This is a genomic window from Pseudomonas sp. G166, assembly GCF_037027455.2.
In the GTDB taxonomy this organism is placed as follows: domain Bacteria; phylum Pseudomonadota; class Gammaproteobacteria; order Pseudomonadales; family Pseudomonadaceae; genus Aquipseudomonas.
In genome coordinates, this window is record NZ_CP146985.1 from 6525156 (window position 1) to 6541270 (window position 16115).

Annotated in this window: 12 protein-coding genes; 6 read left to right on the forward strand and 6 right to left on the reverse strand. The window is 59.9% G+C overall.

All coding sequences use genetic code 11. The features are described 5' to 3' along the window. The first annotated feature begins 109 nt into the window (after nucleotides 1–109). A complete protein-coding gene (locus SGN16_RS29035; protein ID WP_210642095.1) occupies nucleotides 110–931 on the forward strand; it encodes an ABC transporter substrate-binding protein in 822 nt (273 codons plus the stop codon). Next, nucleotides 928–1764, forward strand: coding sequence for an amino acid ABC transporter permease (locus SGN16_RS29040; protein WP_210642096.1), 837 nt, complete (start codon nucleotides 928–930; stop codon nucleotides 1762–1764). The genes SGN16_RS29035 and SGN16_RS29040 overlap by 4 nt, the downstream gene beginning before the upstream one ends. Before the next feature lie 93 nt (nucleotides 1765–1857). On the opposite strand, the gene SGN16_RS29045 is transcribed toward SGN16_RS29040, so the two are convergent. Then, nucleotides 1858–2475 carry a hypothetical protein gene (locus SGN16_RS29045; protein WP_335944966.1) on the reverse strand — a complete coding sequence of 206 codons (618 nt, stop codon included), beginning with the start codon at nucleotides 2473–2475 and terminating at the stop codon, nucleotides 1858–1860. On the opposite strand from SGN16_RS29045, the gene SGN16_RS29050 reads away from it, so the two are divergent. Continuing rightward, complete coding sequence (locus SGN16_RS29050) at nucleotides 2476–4293, forward strand: autotransporter domain-containing protein (RefSeq protein ID WP_335944967.1); 1818 nt, start codon at nucleotides 2476–2478, stop codon at nucleotides 4291–4293. It begins immediately after the preceding gene. 72 nt (nucleotides 4294–4365) lie between these two features. On the opposite strand, the gene oadA is transcribed toward SGN16_RS29050, so the two are convergent. Next, nucleotides 4366–6174 (reverse strand): sodium-extruding oxaloacetate decarboxylase subunit alpha, encoded by a 1809-nt coding sequence (oadA, locus tag SGN16_RS29055; RefSeq protein ID WP_335944968.1) that lies wholly within the window; start codon nucleotides 6172–6174, stop codon nucleotides 4366–4368. Between the two features lie 12 nt (nucleotides 6175–6186). Continuing rightward, the gene (locus SGN16_RS29060) at nucleotides 6187–7602 is read right to left on the reverse strand and encodes an acetyl-CoA carboxylase biotin carboxylase subunit (protein WP_025216234.1); all 1416 of its coding nucleotides are present in this window, start codon (nucleotides 7600–7602) and stop codon (nucleotides 6187–6189) included. 187 nt (nucleotides 7603–7789) lie between these two features. Between SGN16_RS29060 and SGN16_RS29065 the strand changes: the two genes are divergently transcribed. Then, nucleotides 7790–8752 carry a LysR family transcriptional regulator gene (locus SGN16_RS29065; protein ID WP_246883063.1) on the forward strand — a complete coding sequence of 321 codons (963 nt, stop codon included), beginning with the start codon at nucleotides 7790–7792 and terminating at the stop codon, nucleotides 8750–8752. On the opposite strand, the gene SGN16_RS29070 is transcribed toward SGN16_RS29065, so the two are convergent. Both SGN16_RS29070 and hexR read right to left on the reverse strand, forming a co-directional pair. Next, nucleotides 8694–8903, reverse strand: coding sequence for a hypothetical protein (locus SGN16_RS29070; protein ID WP_109752921.1), 210 nt, complete (start codon nucleotides 8901–8903; stop codon nucleotides 8694–8696). The genes SGN16_RS29065 and SGN16_RS29070 overlap by 59 nt on opposite strands. A gap of 140 nt (nucleotides 8904–9043) precedes the next feature. Next, nucleotides 9044–9910 carry a transcriptional regulator HexR gene (hexR, locus tag SGN16_RS29075; RefSeq protein WP_003187110.1) on the reverse strand — a complete coding sequence of 289 codons (867 nt, stop codon included), beginning with the start codon at nucleotides 9908–9910 and terminating at the stop codon, nucleotides 9044–9046. A gap of 439 nt (nucleotides 9911–10349) precedes the next feature. On the opposite strand from hexR, the gene SGN16_RS29080 reads away from it, so the two are divergent. Beyond that, nucleotides 10350–10664 (forward strand): hypothetical protein, encoded by a 315-nt coding sequence (locus SGN16_RS29080; protein ID WP_335944969.1) that lies wholly within the window; start codon nucleotides 10350–10352, stop codon nucleotides 10662–10664. Nucleotides 10665–10720: 56 nt separating this feature from the next. On the opposite strand, the gene SGN16_RS29085 is transcribed toward SGN16_RS29080, so the two are convergent. Beyond that, nucleotides 10721–13591 carry an EAL domain-containing protein gene (locus tag SGN16_RS29085; protein WP_210642100.1) on the reverse strand — a complete coding sequence of 957 codons (2871 nt, stop codon included), beginning with the start codon at nucleotides 13589–13591 and terminating at the stop codon, nucleotides 10721–10723. Nucleotides 13592–13851: 260 nt separating this feature from the next. On the opposite strand from SGN16_RS29085, the gene uvrD reads away from it, so the two are divergent. After that, nucleotides 13852–16035 carry a DNA helicase II gene (uvrD, locus tag SGN16_RS29090; protein ID WP_210642101.1) on the forward strand — a complete coding sequence of 728 codons (2184 nt, stop codon included), beginning with the start codon at nucleotides 13852–13854 and terminating at the stop codon, nucleotides 16033–16035. The last annotated feature ends 80 nt before the right edge of the window (nucleotides 16036–16115 follow it).

Below are 16115 nucleotides of genomic sequence, written 5' to 3' on the forward strand. Positions count from 1 at the left end.
ATTCACTCATAAGCTTATGAAAAATACTCACTACCGGAGTTGTTCTTATAACTATTTAATACGCAGCAATCGGTTAACTACAACTTATTTTTCTACCCAGGGACTTCACGTGAAACTACAACCATTGCTGGCCCTGGGCCTGACTCTGCTGGCCGCCTCGTCGCAAGCCTTCGCCGGCGCCACCCTGGATCGCATCGAACAGAAAAAAGAACTGGTCGGTGTGTTGATGGAAAGCTACCCGCCCTTCTCGTTCCTGAACGATCAGAACCAGCTCGACGGTTTTGACGTCGACGTGGCCAAGGCCGTGGCGCAAAAGCTGGGCGTGAAGCTGCGCCTGGAAACCCCTTCCTGGGACGTGATCGCGGCCGGGCACTGGAGCGGGCGTTATGACATCTGCATCTGCTCCATGACGCCGAGCAAGGCACGCGCCGAAGTGTTCGATTTCCCGGTGCAGTATTACGCCTCGCCAGCGGTGATCGTGGTCAACGCCAAGGACAACAGCATCCATGGCGCCAAGGACCTGAGCGGCAAGAAAGTCGGCCTCACCAGCGCGTCCAGCTACGAGAGCTACCTGAACAAGAACCTGGTGATCGAAGGCGCCGAAGACACCCGCTTGAGCTACCCCTTCGAGAACGTGCAGATCGCTCCGTACGACACCGACAACGTGGCGTTCCAGGACCTCGGCCTGGGCACCGGCGTACGCCTGGACGCGGTGCTGACCAACCTGGTGACCGCGCAGCCGCGCCTGACCGAAGACAAACGCTTCAAGCTGGCTGGCGAGCCGCTTTATTCCGAACCGAACTCGGTGGCCATCGAGAAAGGCGACGCCCAGTGGGACAGCAAGGTGCGTGAAGTCTTTGCCCAGTTGAAACAGGACGGCACCTTGAGCAAACTCTCGCAGAAATGGATCGGCGCCGACATCACCCAATGACCTCTTTTCCGTCCCCTTCTCGGCCACCGCAACCGGTGGCCGAGTCGCGCCTGCAAAAAATCTTCGGCTTTCGCACCCGGCTGTACCTGACCTGGGCGGCGATGCTGGTGCTGTTCGCGAGTTTTTTCCTGAGCTTCGACCTGAAGTTCTCCATCATCCTCGACAAACTGCCGAACCTGCTCGGCGTGCACCTGGCACCCAACGGCTTTGTGCAAGGCGCGGTGCTGACGCTGTTTCTGTGCCTGTGTTCAATCGTCGCTTCGTCATTGCTGGGCTTCATCACCGCCCTGGCGCGGCTGTCCAGCAGCGCGGTGGCGTTCGGCATCGCCAGTTTCTACGCGTCGTTCTTTCGCGGCACGCCATTGCTGATCCAGATTTTGCTGATCTACCTGGGCCTGCCACAACTGGGCGTGGTCCCCGGCGCCATCGCCGCCGGGATAATCGCCCTGTCGCTGAACTACGGCGCCTACCTGAGCGAAATCTTCCGCGCCGGCATCCTCGGCGTCCCCCACGGCCAGCGCGAAGCCTCACTTGCACTGGGCCTGAGCGAAACCGTGATCTTCTGGCGCGTCACCCTGCCCCAGGCCATGCGCACCATCATCCCGCCGACCACCAACCAGTTCATCTCCATGCTCAAGGACTCCTCCCTGATCTCGGTGATGGGCGTCTGGGAAGTGATGTTCCTGGCGCAATCCTACGGTCGTTCCAGCTATCGCTATATCGAGATGCTGACTACGGCGGCGATCATCTACTGGTTGATGTCCATTGCGCTGGAGCTGATTCAGGCGCGGATGGAGCGGCATTATGGGAAGGCATATCTCAAGCGCAGCTGACAGGACAGATCCGAAGAAGTTGTAGGGCGACGCTTCAGGTCGTGGAAGCCAACGCGACGATGCCTGGATCGCAACACGACCAGCCTACAGATTTCATCTGCTGTGTCTTGCCCAAGGCGTGGCGTTAGCTGGCATCGTGGCCAGGGGTGGAATTTTTAAAGTGCGGACTCCTTTCAAAAGAGCCCGCATTCGATGTCTATTCAACACTTTTACCCACCCCAACACCTTGCCCTGGCCGTCGCCTTGGCGCTTGGTTGCGTCGATGTTTCGATGGCTCAGCAACCAGCCGAGATCTCCACAACCGCCGAGCAACAAGAGCGCCTCAAGGCCTTCTCCGACGCTGCGGACACCAAGCAGCAAAATGCCAACACCTCCCGCAAAGGCGACGCGAAATGGACTGGCAAAAATGACTTGGTCATCATCAGCGGAAATGGAAAGTTCCCCGGAATCATTGATGGCGGCGGTGGAAAAAACGTTCTGCGACTTGATGCCGCCAAACATCCAATATTGGCTGAAACCCGCAACTTCATGGCTTTGCAGGTTGCCAAAGGCGAATGGCAGCACACCGGGAATTTCGCTGGCTGGGGAGTGATCGAGCCGAACACCACGTTGATCAACATTGGCCGAATCGACGGACAACTGGGCGTGCTTGGCAAGCTCGATAACAAGGGAGTGGTGGCCAATCGTGTGACTGTCGAGCCAGGCGCCCACATGATGAACTCAGGAGTGGCCGGTCATGTGGAAGTGCGTGAGAAAGCCAGCTTCATCGGCAATGGAACAGTGGAATTCTTGAGTGTCGCGGGCCAGTTGGAAGTCGGCCCCGAAATGGGCGCACCCTCCATTACCAAGGATTTCTCGTTGGCGCAGACTGCCGAGCTGATCTACGGGGTTAATGCAGATGGCGATAGCTCCACGATCAACGTTGAAGGCACCGCGTTCCTGAACAACGCGACGCTGACAGTTGCCGGCGTGCCAGGTGAATACATTGAGTCGCGCGAGCACACCATCATCCGCGCGCGGACGATCGAAGGAGCGTTCGGCACAGTCTCCAGTAAGCTGGCATTCATGACGGCGACGCTGACCCCCACCGATACGCAAGTCAGACTGACTTATGCCCGCAACGATGTCCCACTCAAGGAAGCAGCCACTTCCGATAAAGGGCGAGCATTTGCGGCCAGTATCGAAGAGTCGCAACCGGTCAAACCAGCCGAACCCATTGACGTCCCCACCGTCGCACAGGCACCCGCAGCCAACCCAAAAACCGAGGCCCCAACAAACAAGCCGGCTGAACCGCCAGAAATCACCAGTGCCGTCTCAAAACCCGTAGGCCATTTGCACGCCGCCAAGCCAGAAGCAAAACCCAACAAAGCCATCAACGCCCTGCTCGGCAGCGATATGACTACCGCCGCCGACGCCAGCAAAACGAAGGTCGTAGACACCTCACACAAATCCGCCGAGCCGCCAGAAACCCCCAGTGCCACATCAAAACCCGTAGGCCAATTGCAAGCCTCCAAGCCAGCCGCGAAGCCTAACAAAGCCATCAACGCCCTGCTCGGCACCAACATGGCGACCGCCGCCGACGCCATCGACCAACTAAGCGGCTACAACACGGCGGACCTGGGCAATGCCACCTTGAGCAGCGTCACGCCAATCGGCACCGGCATGCTCTCAGCCATGGGCCAGAAAAACCCGGAGAACGAACATACTGACGGCCAAGTCTGGGTGCAGGCCATCGGCAACAGCGGGCGCATCGGGAAGCAATTGGGCAGCTATGCCCTGAAGCATTCGACCAAAGGTCTGATGCTGGGGACCGATTGGGCTGTCAGCCCTGATTGGCGTCTGGGGATAATCGGCAGCAAGACCCAGACGCGGCTGGACAGTCACCGCTTCGATGGCCGACTCGACAGTTGGCATGTGGGCGCCTACGCCGTGCGCCAGGACGGACCGCTGGCGCTGCGCCTGGGCGCCGTTCACGGCAATCATGACGGCAGTACCAAGCGCCACGTGGCCTTTAACGGTTTCAGCGATCGTCTCAAGGGGCGGTACGACGCCAACACGCAGCAGGTCTTTGGGCAAGTCGGCTACAACCTGGACGTCGGGTATTTCGGGGTCGAGCCTTATCTGCAACTGGGCTATCAACGCTATCAACGTGATCGCTACACAGAGAAAGGTGGCGACGCGGCGCTGCGATTCAACGGCCAAACCCAGGACAATTACAACAGCAACGCGGGCCTTCGCCTCGCCCGATCCCTCCCCCTTGACCAAGGTATGCAACTGACGCCCCGCTTGAATCTCGGTTGGAAACACTTATACGGCGAGACCCGGGGCACTTCCCGCCAGCGCCTGGCGAGCACAGGCAACACGTATACCGTCGAAGGCGTCGAACTGGACCGTGACAGCCTGCTCTTTGAAGCAGCGCTGGACCTGGCTGTTTCGTCTCGGCATACGTTGGGGGTGAGCTATAAGGGTGAAACCGGTCAGGACAACCGCAACAGTGCGTTGATGGGTCAATGGCGAATGATGTTCTGAGCATTTCGCGGGCAAAAAAAAAGGGGAGCACATGCCCCCCCGAGGTTAAAAGGTTGTATCGAGGCTGTTAACTCAGCCTTCGATCTCGATCAGGATCTCGCCCGGATTGACCCGGTCGCCCTTGGCCACATGAATAGCGGTAACCTTGCCGGCGATGGCCGCCTGCACTTCGGTTTCCATCTTCATGGCTTCGGTGATCAGCACCGCTTGGCCGGCCTTGACCACGTCGCCCTCCTTGACCAGCACATCAACGATGTTGCCCGGCATGGTGGTGCTCACGTGGCCTGGCGCAGTGGCCTGTTTGCGCTTGCTGCTGCCGCCGCCGACAAATTCATTGAGCGGCTCGAAAACGACCTCTTCGGGCATGCCATCGATGGACAGGTAGAAGTGACGCTTGCCTTCGGCCTTGACGCCGACCCCGGTGATGTCAACGCGGTAGGTTTCGCCGTGAACGTCGATGACGAACTCGGTCGGTACACCTTCGCCGCCCGCCGAGCTCACACTGCCCGCCTCAGGGATTGGCAACAGCACTTCTGGTGTCAGGGTGCCGGCTTCGCGTTCCTCGAGGAACTTGCGCCCGATGTCCGGGAACATGGCGTAGGTCAGTACGTCTTCTTCGGATTTGGCCAGCGCGCCGATTTCGCCACGCAACTTGGTCATTTCCGGCTTGAGCAGGTCGGCCGGACGCACGTCGATCACGTCTTCGCTGCCGATGGCCTGACGACGCAGCTTCTCATTGACCAAACCCGGCGCCTTGCCGTAGCCGCCCTGCAAGTAGAGCTTCACTTCGTTGGTGATGGTCTTGTAGCGCTCGCCGGCCAACACGTTGAAAAACGCCTGGGTACCGACGATCTGCGAGGTCGGGGTCACCAACGGCGGGAAGCCGAGGTCTTCGCGCACTCGTGGGATTTCCGCCAGTACTTCATTCATCCGGTTCAGCGCGCCCTGCTCTTTCAACTGGTTGGCCAGGTTGGAAATCATTCCGCCTGGTACCTGGTTGACTTGGACTCGGGTGTCCACCGCCGTGAACTCGCTTTCGAACTGGTGGTATTTTTTGCGCACGGCGTAGAAGTACAGGCCGATTTCCTGCAACAACTCCAGGTCCAGGCCCGTGTCGAACTCACTGCCTTTAAGAGCCGCGACCATCGACTCAGTACCCGGATGGCTAGTGCCCCAGGCGAAACTGGAGATCGCGGTGTCGATGTGATCGGCACCGTTCTCGATCGCCTTGAGCTGGCACATCGCGGCCAGGCCGGCGGTGTCGTGGGAATGGATGAACACCGGCAAGGATTGCTCGGCCTTCAGCGCTTTCACCAGCTCGCCAGTGGCGTACGGGGTCAGCAGGCCGGCCATGTCCTTGATCGCCACCGAGTCGCAACCCATGGCTTCCATCTGTTTGGCCTGGGCCACGAAGGCTTCAATGGTGTGCACCGGGCTGGTGGTGTAGGCGATGGTGCCCTGGGCGTGCTTGCCGGCGGCCTTCACCGCCTCGATGGCGACCCGCAGGTTACGCACGTCGTTCATCGCATCGAAAATACGGAACACATCGATGCCGTTGACCGCGGCCTTGGCCACGAACGCCCTGACCACGTCATCGCTGTAATGGCGATAACCCAACAGGTTCTGGCCGCGCAGCAGCATTTGCAGACGGGTGTTAGGCAGCGCCGCGCGCAGTTGGCGCAGGCGTTCCCACGGGTCTTCCTTCAAGAAGCGCACGCAGGCATCGAACGTCGCGCCGCCCCAGACTTCCAGCGACCAATAACCGACTTTGTCGAGCTTGTCGCAGATCGGCAGCATGTCTTCGGTGCGCATGCGGGTGGCAAGCAGCGATTGGTGGGCGTCGCGCAGGATTGTGTCGGTAACAAAGATCTTCTTGGACATGGTGATGGTTCCTTACAGGCCTGCGTGGGCGGCAATGGCGGCGGCGATAGCCAGGGCCAGCTCTTCGGGTTTGCGCTTGATCGAGTAGTTGGTCAGTTCAGGGTGGCTTTCGACGAAGCTGGTATTGAACTGGCCACTGCGGAATTCCGGGTTACGCAGGATTTCCTGGTAATACGCGGCAGTGGTCTTGACCCCCTGCAGGCGCATGTCGTCCAGGGCTCGCAAGCCACGGTCCATCGCTTCTTCCCAAGTCAACGCCCAGACCACCAGTTTCAGGCACATCGAATCGTAGAACGGTGGAATGGTGTAGCCGGTGTAGATCGCCGTATCGGTGCGCACGCCCGGGCCGCCAGGGGCGTAGTAGCGGGTGATCTTGCCGAAGCTGGGCAGGAAGTTGTTTTTCGGGTCCTCGGCGTTGATCCGAAATTGCAACGCAAAACCACGGTGCAGAATGTCTTCCTGCTTGACCGACAGCGGCAGCCCGGAGGCGATACGGATCTGTTCGCGAACAATGTCGATACCGGTGATTTCTTCGGTGATGGTGTGTTCCACCTGCACCCTGGTGTTCATTTCCATGAAGTACACCTCGCCCTCGGCGAGCAGGAACTCCACGGTGCCGGCGTTCTCGTAGCCCACCGCCTTGGCGGCGCGCACCGACAAATCGCCGATGTAGGCGCGTTGCTCGGGTGTCAGTTGCGGGCTGGGGGCGATTTCGATCAGCTTCTGGTTGCGCCGCTGGATCGAGCAGTCACGCTCGAACAGATGCACCACGTTGCCGAAGCTGTCCCCGAGGATCTGCGCCTCAATGTGCTTGGGATTGACGATGCATTTTTCCAGGAACACTTCCGCCGAACCGAACGCCTTGGTGGCTTCAGAGATGACCCGTGGGAAGGCCTGTTCGAGTTCTTCACGGCTGTTGCAGCGACGGATACCACGACCGCCGCCACCGGAGGTGGCCTTGAGCATCACCGGATAACCGATGCGGTCGCCTTCGGTCAGGGCTTCTTCGATGCCCGACACGTTGCCTTCGGTGCCCGGCGTGACCGGCACACCGGCCTTGATCATGCTGCGGCGTGCTTCGGTCTTGTCGCCCATGCGGCGAATGACTTCCGCCGACGGGCCAATGAATTTGATTCCGCGTTCGGCACAGATGTCTGCCAGCTCGGCGTTTTCCGAAAGGAAGCCGTAACCGGGGTGCAATGCATCGCAGCCGGTTTCCACCGCCAGGTTCACCAGCTTTCGCGGGTTGAGATAGCCGGCCAGCGGATCGGCGCCGATGCTGTGGGCCTCGTCCGCACGCTTGACATGCAAGGCATGGCGGTCAGCGTCGGAATAGACCGCGACCGAGCGAATGCCCATCTCGGCGCACGCGCGCACGATTCGAACGGCAATCTCACCACGGTTGGCGATCAGGATCTTTGTTATCAATTGGAGGTTCCCTTGAGCCGGTGGTACCACGACCTGGTGTCCAGGCCGACGCGTGACCAGATGTAACAATTGGTCGCAGCTCCACACTAGTCCTGGCTGGGGATTAACAAAAATGAATAATTATTGGGTCATGCATAAGCAAAGACTTATAGTTGCGCTATCCATTTCGCTCCCGAGTGCTTAGAAAATGCGTAAGTCATTGATGCGTATGACATTGCGTCAATTGCAGATTTTCAACGAGGTGTGTGACCTGAGGTCCTACAGCCGTGCAGCTGACGAAATGTCTCTCACACAACCGGCCGTTAGCCTACAGATTCGATCCCTTGAAGAGCTGATAGGCCAACCGCTGTTCGAGTATGTCGGCAAAAAACTCTATATGACCGAAGCCGCCGAAGCGCTGCAACGCGCCAGCCGGGATATCTTCGGGCGCCTGGAAAACCTCGACATGCAGCTCTCGGACATGCAGGGTTCGCTGCAAGGGCAGCTCAAGCTTGCAGTGGAGTCCAGCGCCAAGTATTTCGTGCCGCACCTGTTCGCTGCGTTCAAGCGCCAGCACCCGGAGGTCAACCTCAACCTCACGGTGGTCAATCGCGGGCAGGTCATTCGACGGCTTTCGGACAACCGGGATGACTTGGTCATCATGTCCATGGTGCCTCAGGACATGGGGCTCGAGTTCCTGCCGTTTCTCAACAATCCGATCGTCGCCGTGGCACCGCCCGACCATCCACTGTGCCACATGGGCCCACTGCGCCTGCAGGATCTGGAGCCGTATACGCTGTTGCTGCGCGAGCCTGGCTCAGGCACACGGCTGGCTTGCGAGGAGTATTTCAAGGAGAAACGGGTGCACTTCACCCAGACACTGGAGGTGGCGTCAGCAGAAGCCCAGCGCGAATGCGTGGTGGCCGGGCTGGGCGTGGCGCTATTGACGCGCCACGCCGTGAGCCGGGAGCTGTCGTCCGGCGCACTCATCGAGTTGCCGGTGGAGGAACTGCCGCTGTACCGCAGTTGGTGCCTGGTACAGGCCAGGGCGAAACGCTTGTCACCCGTGGCCCACGCCTTCCTGGCGTTCGTTCGCGGCGAGCGCGCTCAGATCACTGGCCTGGTTGAGCGTTTCGACGGGAAGCCGCCGGTGTTGCCTGCCAATAATTGAATTCTGTCGCATCGGGAAATTCGCTGATCTCTGCCAGGAGCTGGCGCTGCTCATAGCGGTCTTCGATCGCACGACGGAACGCCATGCGACGCTGGTCTTCCTGTTGACGACGGGTTTTGACGGCGCTGCGTTCTTCGTAGGACTGGGTCATGTCGAGTCTCCCAAGACGTATACGGGAGCTTTACGATGAAGGCGCGCGATGACCGTTTGGCGGCGCATGCGTTACAGAACGATGAATTCTCAGATGCCCCCTCGCCGCCAATAATCCCCTGTCCCATTCGTAGCAACCGATCAGTCGTCCAGCGCTTTTACCGACTTGGGCGACAGCCGCAGGCTGCGCAGGCTGCGCTTCACGCTCTTGAGATGGTTGACCAGGCTCGGGCCGCGCGCCATGGCGACGCCCATCGCCAATACATCGATCACCACCAAGTGGGCGATGCGCGAGGTCAACGGCGTGTAGATCTCAGTGTCTTCATGCACGTCGATGGCCAGGTTCACCGTCGAGAGCTCGGCCAATGGGGTCTGGCTTGGGCACAAGGTAATCAGCGAGGCACCGCTTTCGCGAACCAGGTTGGCGGTGATCAGCAGGTCCTTGGAACGCCCCGACTGCGAAATGCAGATCGCCACATCGGTGGGTTTCAACGTCACCGCCGACATCGCCTGCATATGCGGGTCGGAATAGGCCGCCGCCGTGAGCAGCAACCGGAAAAACTTGTGCTGGGCATCGGCCGCTACCGCGCCCGAAGCACCAAAGCCATAGAACTCGACACGCTGGGCCTGGGACATGGCGGTGACGGCCTTTTGCAACGCCACCGGATCGAGCTTCTCGCGAACTTCCATCAGCGTGTGCAGGGTCGTGTCGAAGATTTTCAGGCTGTAGTCCGCGACCGAGTCGTCCTCATGGATCGCAAACTGGCCGAAGCTTGCCCCGGCTGCCAGGCTTTGCGCCAACTTGAGCTTCAGGTCCTGGAAACCCGAGCAACCGATGGCCCGGCAGAAACGCACGATGGTCGGTTCGCTGATGCCGACGCTGTGGGCAAGATCAGCCATGGAGCTGTGCATCACGGCCGCAGGATCAAGCAGTACGTGATCGGCGACTTTCAGCTCCGACTTGCGCAGCAGGTGGCGTGACTGGGCGATGTGTTGCAACAGGTTCAAGGGACTGGACTCTTGTTATTGGCAGCTGCCGGGATGTAGCAAGCTTGTAGTTATACTACAAGAATCGGCTCTTTGCCCGCCCCAATACGTAACCGAATCAGCTTGCCACCCCTTGTTTTCGCGGAGAGCGCGCCATGTAGCCATTCGGGCCGGCTGTGATGAGGGAGAAAATTTCATTCATCCCGGGACCTGGGACTCCTTCGCCCCTCTTGCTTGGCGAAAGCGGCTGTCAGGTTAGTTAGTTCACGCGGTATAAAAACCAAATACGAACTCGCTCTATATACTTTTTCACAGCCACTCACTTTCATGTGCACTTACAACAAATCGCGCACACATACTCTTTCAAATTCTCAGCACTTACCTCTTTCCCAAGCGGCAGCGCATACTTATATTAGCGACGCAGGACGCAATTCAATCTCAACTACAGGAGTTACTTAATATGACCATTAACACCAAAGACTGGACCGCACAAATTGACCGGATGCCCGGCGCAGCCTCCTTCCGCGCCTATGGAACGGTAGAGGTATCGAACGGCGGCATCACACCTAAACTGGTACTGAGTGAAAAACAGGATAAATCCTTCGATCTGCGCCTGGATCTGGTACTCGAACAAAGTGAAGAAGTTTCGCTACAAGTGATCACGCACAAACATGTCGAGTATAAAGTTCTCGGTGATTCTAACGTAACCGGCGTCAGCATCTTCTTCGAAGATGAACTCGTTCATCATATTGATGAAGTCATCATCACGCATTAATACATAATAATCTTCCCGTCGGAGCGACACCGGGCGTGACACTCCGGCGGGAAGCTTCATTCCAAGCGCTGCTCTCGCAGCAGTTGGGCCAGCCCCTCGGCCTCAACCGGCCGGCTGATGAGGTAGCCCTGGACCTCGTCGCAGCGTTCGGCCTTCAGAAACTCAAGCTGCTCCTGGCGCTCGACACCTTCGGCCACTACCTTGAGCGACAACCCATGGGCCATTGCAATGATCGCCCGGGTAATCGCCGCATCCTCTCCCCCCTCCTCCAAGCCACGAATGAACGCCTGGTCGATCTTCACGTAATCCACCGGGATGCGCTTGAGGTAACTCAGGGACGAGTAGCCGGTGCCAAAATCGTCGATCGCCAGCTTGACCCCAAGGTCGCGCAGTTGCTGGAACGTCGCGATGATGTGTTCAACGCTGTCGAGTAGTTGGCTTTCGGTCAGCTCCAACTCCAAGTACCGGGGCTCCAGGCCGGTTTCTTCCAGCACTTGCCGCACGAGGCTGACCAACTTGCCCTGGCGCAACTGGTGCACCGACAGGTTGACCGACACCCTGATCGGCGCAAGGCCCTGACGCTGCCATTCGCAAGCCTGCCAGCAGGCTTGGCGCAACACGAACTCGCCAATCGGCCCGATCAGCCCGGTCTCTTCCGCCAGGCCGATGAAGTCCACCGGCGGAACCTGGCCCATGACCGGATGATCCCAGCGCACCAACGCCTCGGCGGCGTTCAGGCGGCCCGTTACCAGGCACAACTTGGGTTGGTAGAAGACCTTCAATTGATGCTCTTCAAGGGCCTTGCGCAGTTGATTCTCCAGCTGCAGGCGCTCCAGCGTGCTGGCCTGGAGGCTGTCGGTATAGAACTGGAAATTGTTGCCGCCCAGATGCTTGGCATGTTGCATGGCCATGTTTGCCTGGCTGACCAACGTAGAAATTTCCCGCGCGTTATCGGGCAGCATGCTGATACCGATGGAGGCACTGACCACCAGTTCATGACCTTCGATGGTCAGCGGCAAGCGCAGCTTGGCGGACAAACGGGTCGTCACCCGCGCCAGGCTGGAAAGGTTGCCGTAGGCGTCGAACAGCACGGCGAACTCATCGCCGGACAATCGAGCGATGGTGTCGGCTTCGGGCAGTGCATTGATCAGGCGCCGGGCCATTTTCTGCAACAGCTGATCGGCAATGTCATGGCCGAGGCTGTCGTTGAGCAATTTGAAGCGATCCAGGTTGATATGCAGCAACGCCAGGCTGCGCCGTCCGCCCTGGCGCACCCGCTGGTGGGCCTCGTGCAGGCGCTCGCGGAACAGCGAGCGATTGGCCAACCCGGTCAACTCGTCGTAATGGGTGAGGTAGCGCATCCGTTCTTCGGATTCGCGTCGCGCCGACAGATCGGCGAAGAAGCCTACTATGTGGCTGACATTTCCCCGGCTATCACGCACCACATTCAGTTGCAGCCACTGTGGATAAAGTTCGCCGTTGGCCCGTGCTTCCACCAGCTCACCCTGCCAGGTGCCATGTTGCTTGAGGGCTTGGCGGATGACGGGGTAGTGCCGGCGCGCGTCGCGACTGCAGGGCAGGTCCACGACGTTGTGCCCGAGCATGTCCTCGATATTGAAACCGGTGACCCGGGTGAACGCCTGATTAGCGGCGAGCAGCACGAAGCCGGGATCGAAAATCACAATGCCTTCGCTGGCGGCCTCGAATACCGTAGCCGCCAGCTGTTGTTGCTGCTCGAGCTCTTTACTGGTGCTGATGTCTCGCCGGGTGCCGACCATGCGCAATACCCGACCGCTCGCGCTGCGTTCCACCGCACGTCCACGGTCCTCGATCCACACCCAATGACCGTCGCCGTGGCGCACACGATATTCGATCTGGTAATCCTCGCTGCGGCCTTTGAGGTGCTCGACAAGTGCACGCTTGAGCGCCGGCAGGTCCTGGGGATGCAGGCGCGGCGTGAGATGGCTGAGCATGGCCGTGACGTACTCAGGCTCCAGGCCGAACAATTCCTTGAGTTGGGTGTGATGGACTTCGTCGGTCTGCAGGTTCCAGTCCCACAAACCCAGCTCACTGGCCTTGAGGGCCAGGGCCAGGCGCGCCTCGCTCTTGCTCAGGGCTTGGCTGGCCGCGTCCAGTTCGAGGCTGCGCTGCGCGACCCGCGCCTCCAGGCCTACCTGGGCCGTCCGCAGTTTCTCCTCGGCGCAGCGCCGTTGATCGACCTCTCGGGCCAACGCCTCGTTGAGTTGTGCGCTGCGGGTTTGCGCCTGCTGCAAATGCTCGATCAATGCCTGGTTCTGGAACCGGCGCAATAGGCCATTTTGGATCAAGCGGTTGACTTGCCAGGCCACCACACTCAGCGAGATCAGCACTACCAACCCAAGCCAGCCCCAGCCGTGTTGCTGCTCATCACCGCCCCAGAAGAGATAGCCGATGGCCGGTAACAGGCACGGCAAGGTAAAGGACAGAAACGCCGGAAGGCTCACGGCATAGGCAACGCTGGCCGACAGGGTGGCCGCGCCAATCAGGCCGAACACCCAGGCCTGCTGCTGGAAGCTGTCGGCCGGAACCAGGGCGATGCCAGCCCCGGCCAGCGTCAGGCCGGTCATCGCCGAGCCGAGCAAAAACATACGCAACCAGACAGGGTGTGCCTGACGGCTGGGCATCGCCGAATCGAAGGCGGCCACCTGAATCACCCGCAATGCCACCAGTGACAGCAACCAGACCAGCCAGACGCTGACCAGAAAATAGCGAGCCGGCTCCCATAACAGGACGGCGCAGACCAGGCCGTTGACCAGCATGAACAGCGTGGGCAGCAATGAACCCTGGTACAGCAGACGTGTGCGTTCGACCGCCATTTCCATGGCGTACTGCTTGCAGATGACCCGCGGTTCCACACAGGGGCCCGCCAGATCGGAATTGAGGGTCATAGGCACTGTTCTTGTTCTTATTCAGTAGAGCGTGGAGAACCCGAAACGAGCACCGAGCATACACAAGCCAAACGCCATCCCACACTGCCCCAGCTCATAAAAGTGCGGAAAAAGTCGCTATTTTATTGGGCCGCGCGGCCTTCAAGCGAGCCCCGCCAGGGCCTGCAGCCAATGACCAACCGGTCATCATCAAGCGGTCTTTTATCGGCTGAGGCAAAGCTCGGTTTGCCCGGGGTGACGCCGCACCCTAGAATGCTCCGATGCGCGATGATCTCTCCCTTCTGCTGAACTCTCTCAACGATGCCCAACGCCAGGCCGTAGCCGCCTCCGTGGGTCGTCAGTTGGTCCTGGCCGGTGCCGGCTCCGGTAAGACCCGAGTGCTGGTGCACCGTATCGCCTGGTTGATCCAGGTCGAAAACGCCTCGCCCCATTCGATCCTGTCGGTGACCTTCACCAACAAGGCCGCTGCCGAGATGCGTCATCGCATCGAGCAGTTGATGGGCATCAACCCGGCTGGGATGTGGGTCGGTACCTTCCACGGCCTGGCGCACCGCCTGCTGCGGGCGCACTGGCAGGAAGCCGGCTTGAGCCAGACCTTCCAGATTCTGGACAGCGACGACCAGCAACGGTTGGTCAAGCGGGTGATCCGCGAGCTGGGCCTGGACGAACAGCGCTGGCCGGCCCGCCAGGCCCAGTGGTTCATCAATGGCCAGAAAGACGAAGGACTGCGTCCACAGCATATCCAGGCCAGTGGCGATCTGTTCCTGGCGACCATGCGTAGCATCTACGAAGCCTACGAGGCGGCGTGCCAGCGCGCAGGCGTCATCGACTTTTCCGAGCTGCTGCTGCGTGCGCTGGATCTGTGGCGCGATCACCCGGGCCTGCTGGCTCATTATCAGAAGCGCTTCCGGCATGTATTGGTGGACGAATTCCAGGACACCAACGCCGTGCAATACGCCTGGTTGCGCCTGCTGGCCAAGGGCGGCGACAGCCTGATGGTGGTGGGCGACGACGACCAGTCGATCTACGGCTGGCGCGGCGCCAAGATCGAGAATATTCACCAGTATTCGGCGGACTTCCCCGACGCAGAAGTCATCCGGCTGGAACAGAACTACCGCTCCACCGCCGGCATCCTCAAGGCCGCCAACGCCTTGATCGCTAACAACACCGGGCGCCTGGGCAAGGAATTGTGGACCGATGGCGGCGAAGGCGAAGCGATCAACCTCTATGCCGCCTTCAACGAGCACGATGAAGCCCGCTACGTGGTGGAAACCATCGAAAGCGCGCTGAAAACCGGCCTGGCCCGCAGCGACATTGCCATTCTGTATCGCTCCAACGCCCAGTCGCGGGTGCTGGAAGAAGCCTTGTTGCGCGAACGGATCCCGTACCGCATCTATGGCGGCCAGCGCTTCTTCGAACGTGCCGAAATCAAGAACGCCATGGCTTATCTGCGCCTGCTCGAAGGGCGCGGCAACGACGCGGCCCTGGAGCGAGTGATCAACGTACCCACTCGGGGCATTGGTGAGAAAACCGTCGAAGCCATTCGTGATCACGCCCGCCACAGCCACGTGTCCATGTGGGAAGGCATGCGTCAGCTAGTCGCCAACAAAGGCGTGACCGGTCGCGCCGCCGGTGCACTCAAAGCGTTCATGGACCTGATTGAAGACCTGGCCGCCAAGTGCGGGGAGATGCCGCTGCACTTGATGACCCAGACAGTCATCGAGCAATCCGGCCTGATCGCCTACCACGAAGCGGAAAAGGGCGAGAAAGGCCAGGCACGGGTAGAAAACCTTGAGGAACTGGTAAGCGCCGCGCGCAACTTCGAGAACACCGAAGAAGACGCAGATCTGTCACCGCTATCGGCCTTCCTGGGCCATGCCTCTCTGGAGGCCGGCGACACCCAGGCCGACGAGCATGAAGACAGCATCCAGCTGATGACCCTGCACAGCGCCAAAGGCCTGGAATTCCCCTACGTGTTCCTCGTGGGCATGGAGGAAGGCCTGTTTCCTCACAAAATGAGCCTGGAAGAGCCCGGGCGCCTGGAAGAGGAACGCCGCTTGGCCTACGTCGGCATCACCCGCGCCATGCAGAATCTGGTGCTGACCTATGCCGAAACCCGACGTTTGTACGGCAGCGAGACCTACAACAAGGTGTCGCGCTTCGTACGCGAAGTACCGAAGGGCCTGATTCAGGAGGTCCGGCTGTCCAACAGCGTCAGCCGTCCATTCGGCGGCGGCCAGCAACAAAGCACCAGCAGCCTGTTCGGCGGCAGCGATATCCCGGAAACCGGCTTCAGCCTCGGCCAGACCGTGCGGCACTCGGTATTTGGCGACGGCGTGATCCTCAATTTCGAAGGCGCCGGGGCCCAGGCCAGGGTCCAGGTGAACTTCAGCGAAGGCAGCAAGTGGCTGATGCTGGGGTATGCCAAGCTGGAAGCAATCTAGAGACTTTCGCAGAACCTTGTGGGAGCGAGCTTGCTCGCGATAACGGTGGGTCACGCTGCTATCGCGAGCAAGCTCGCTCC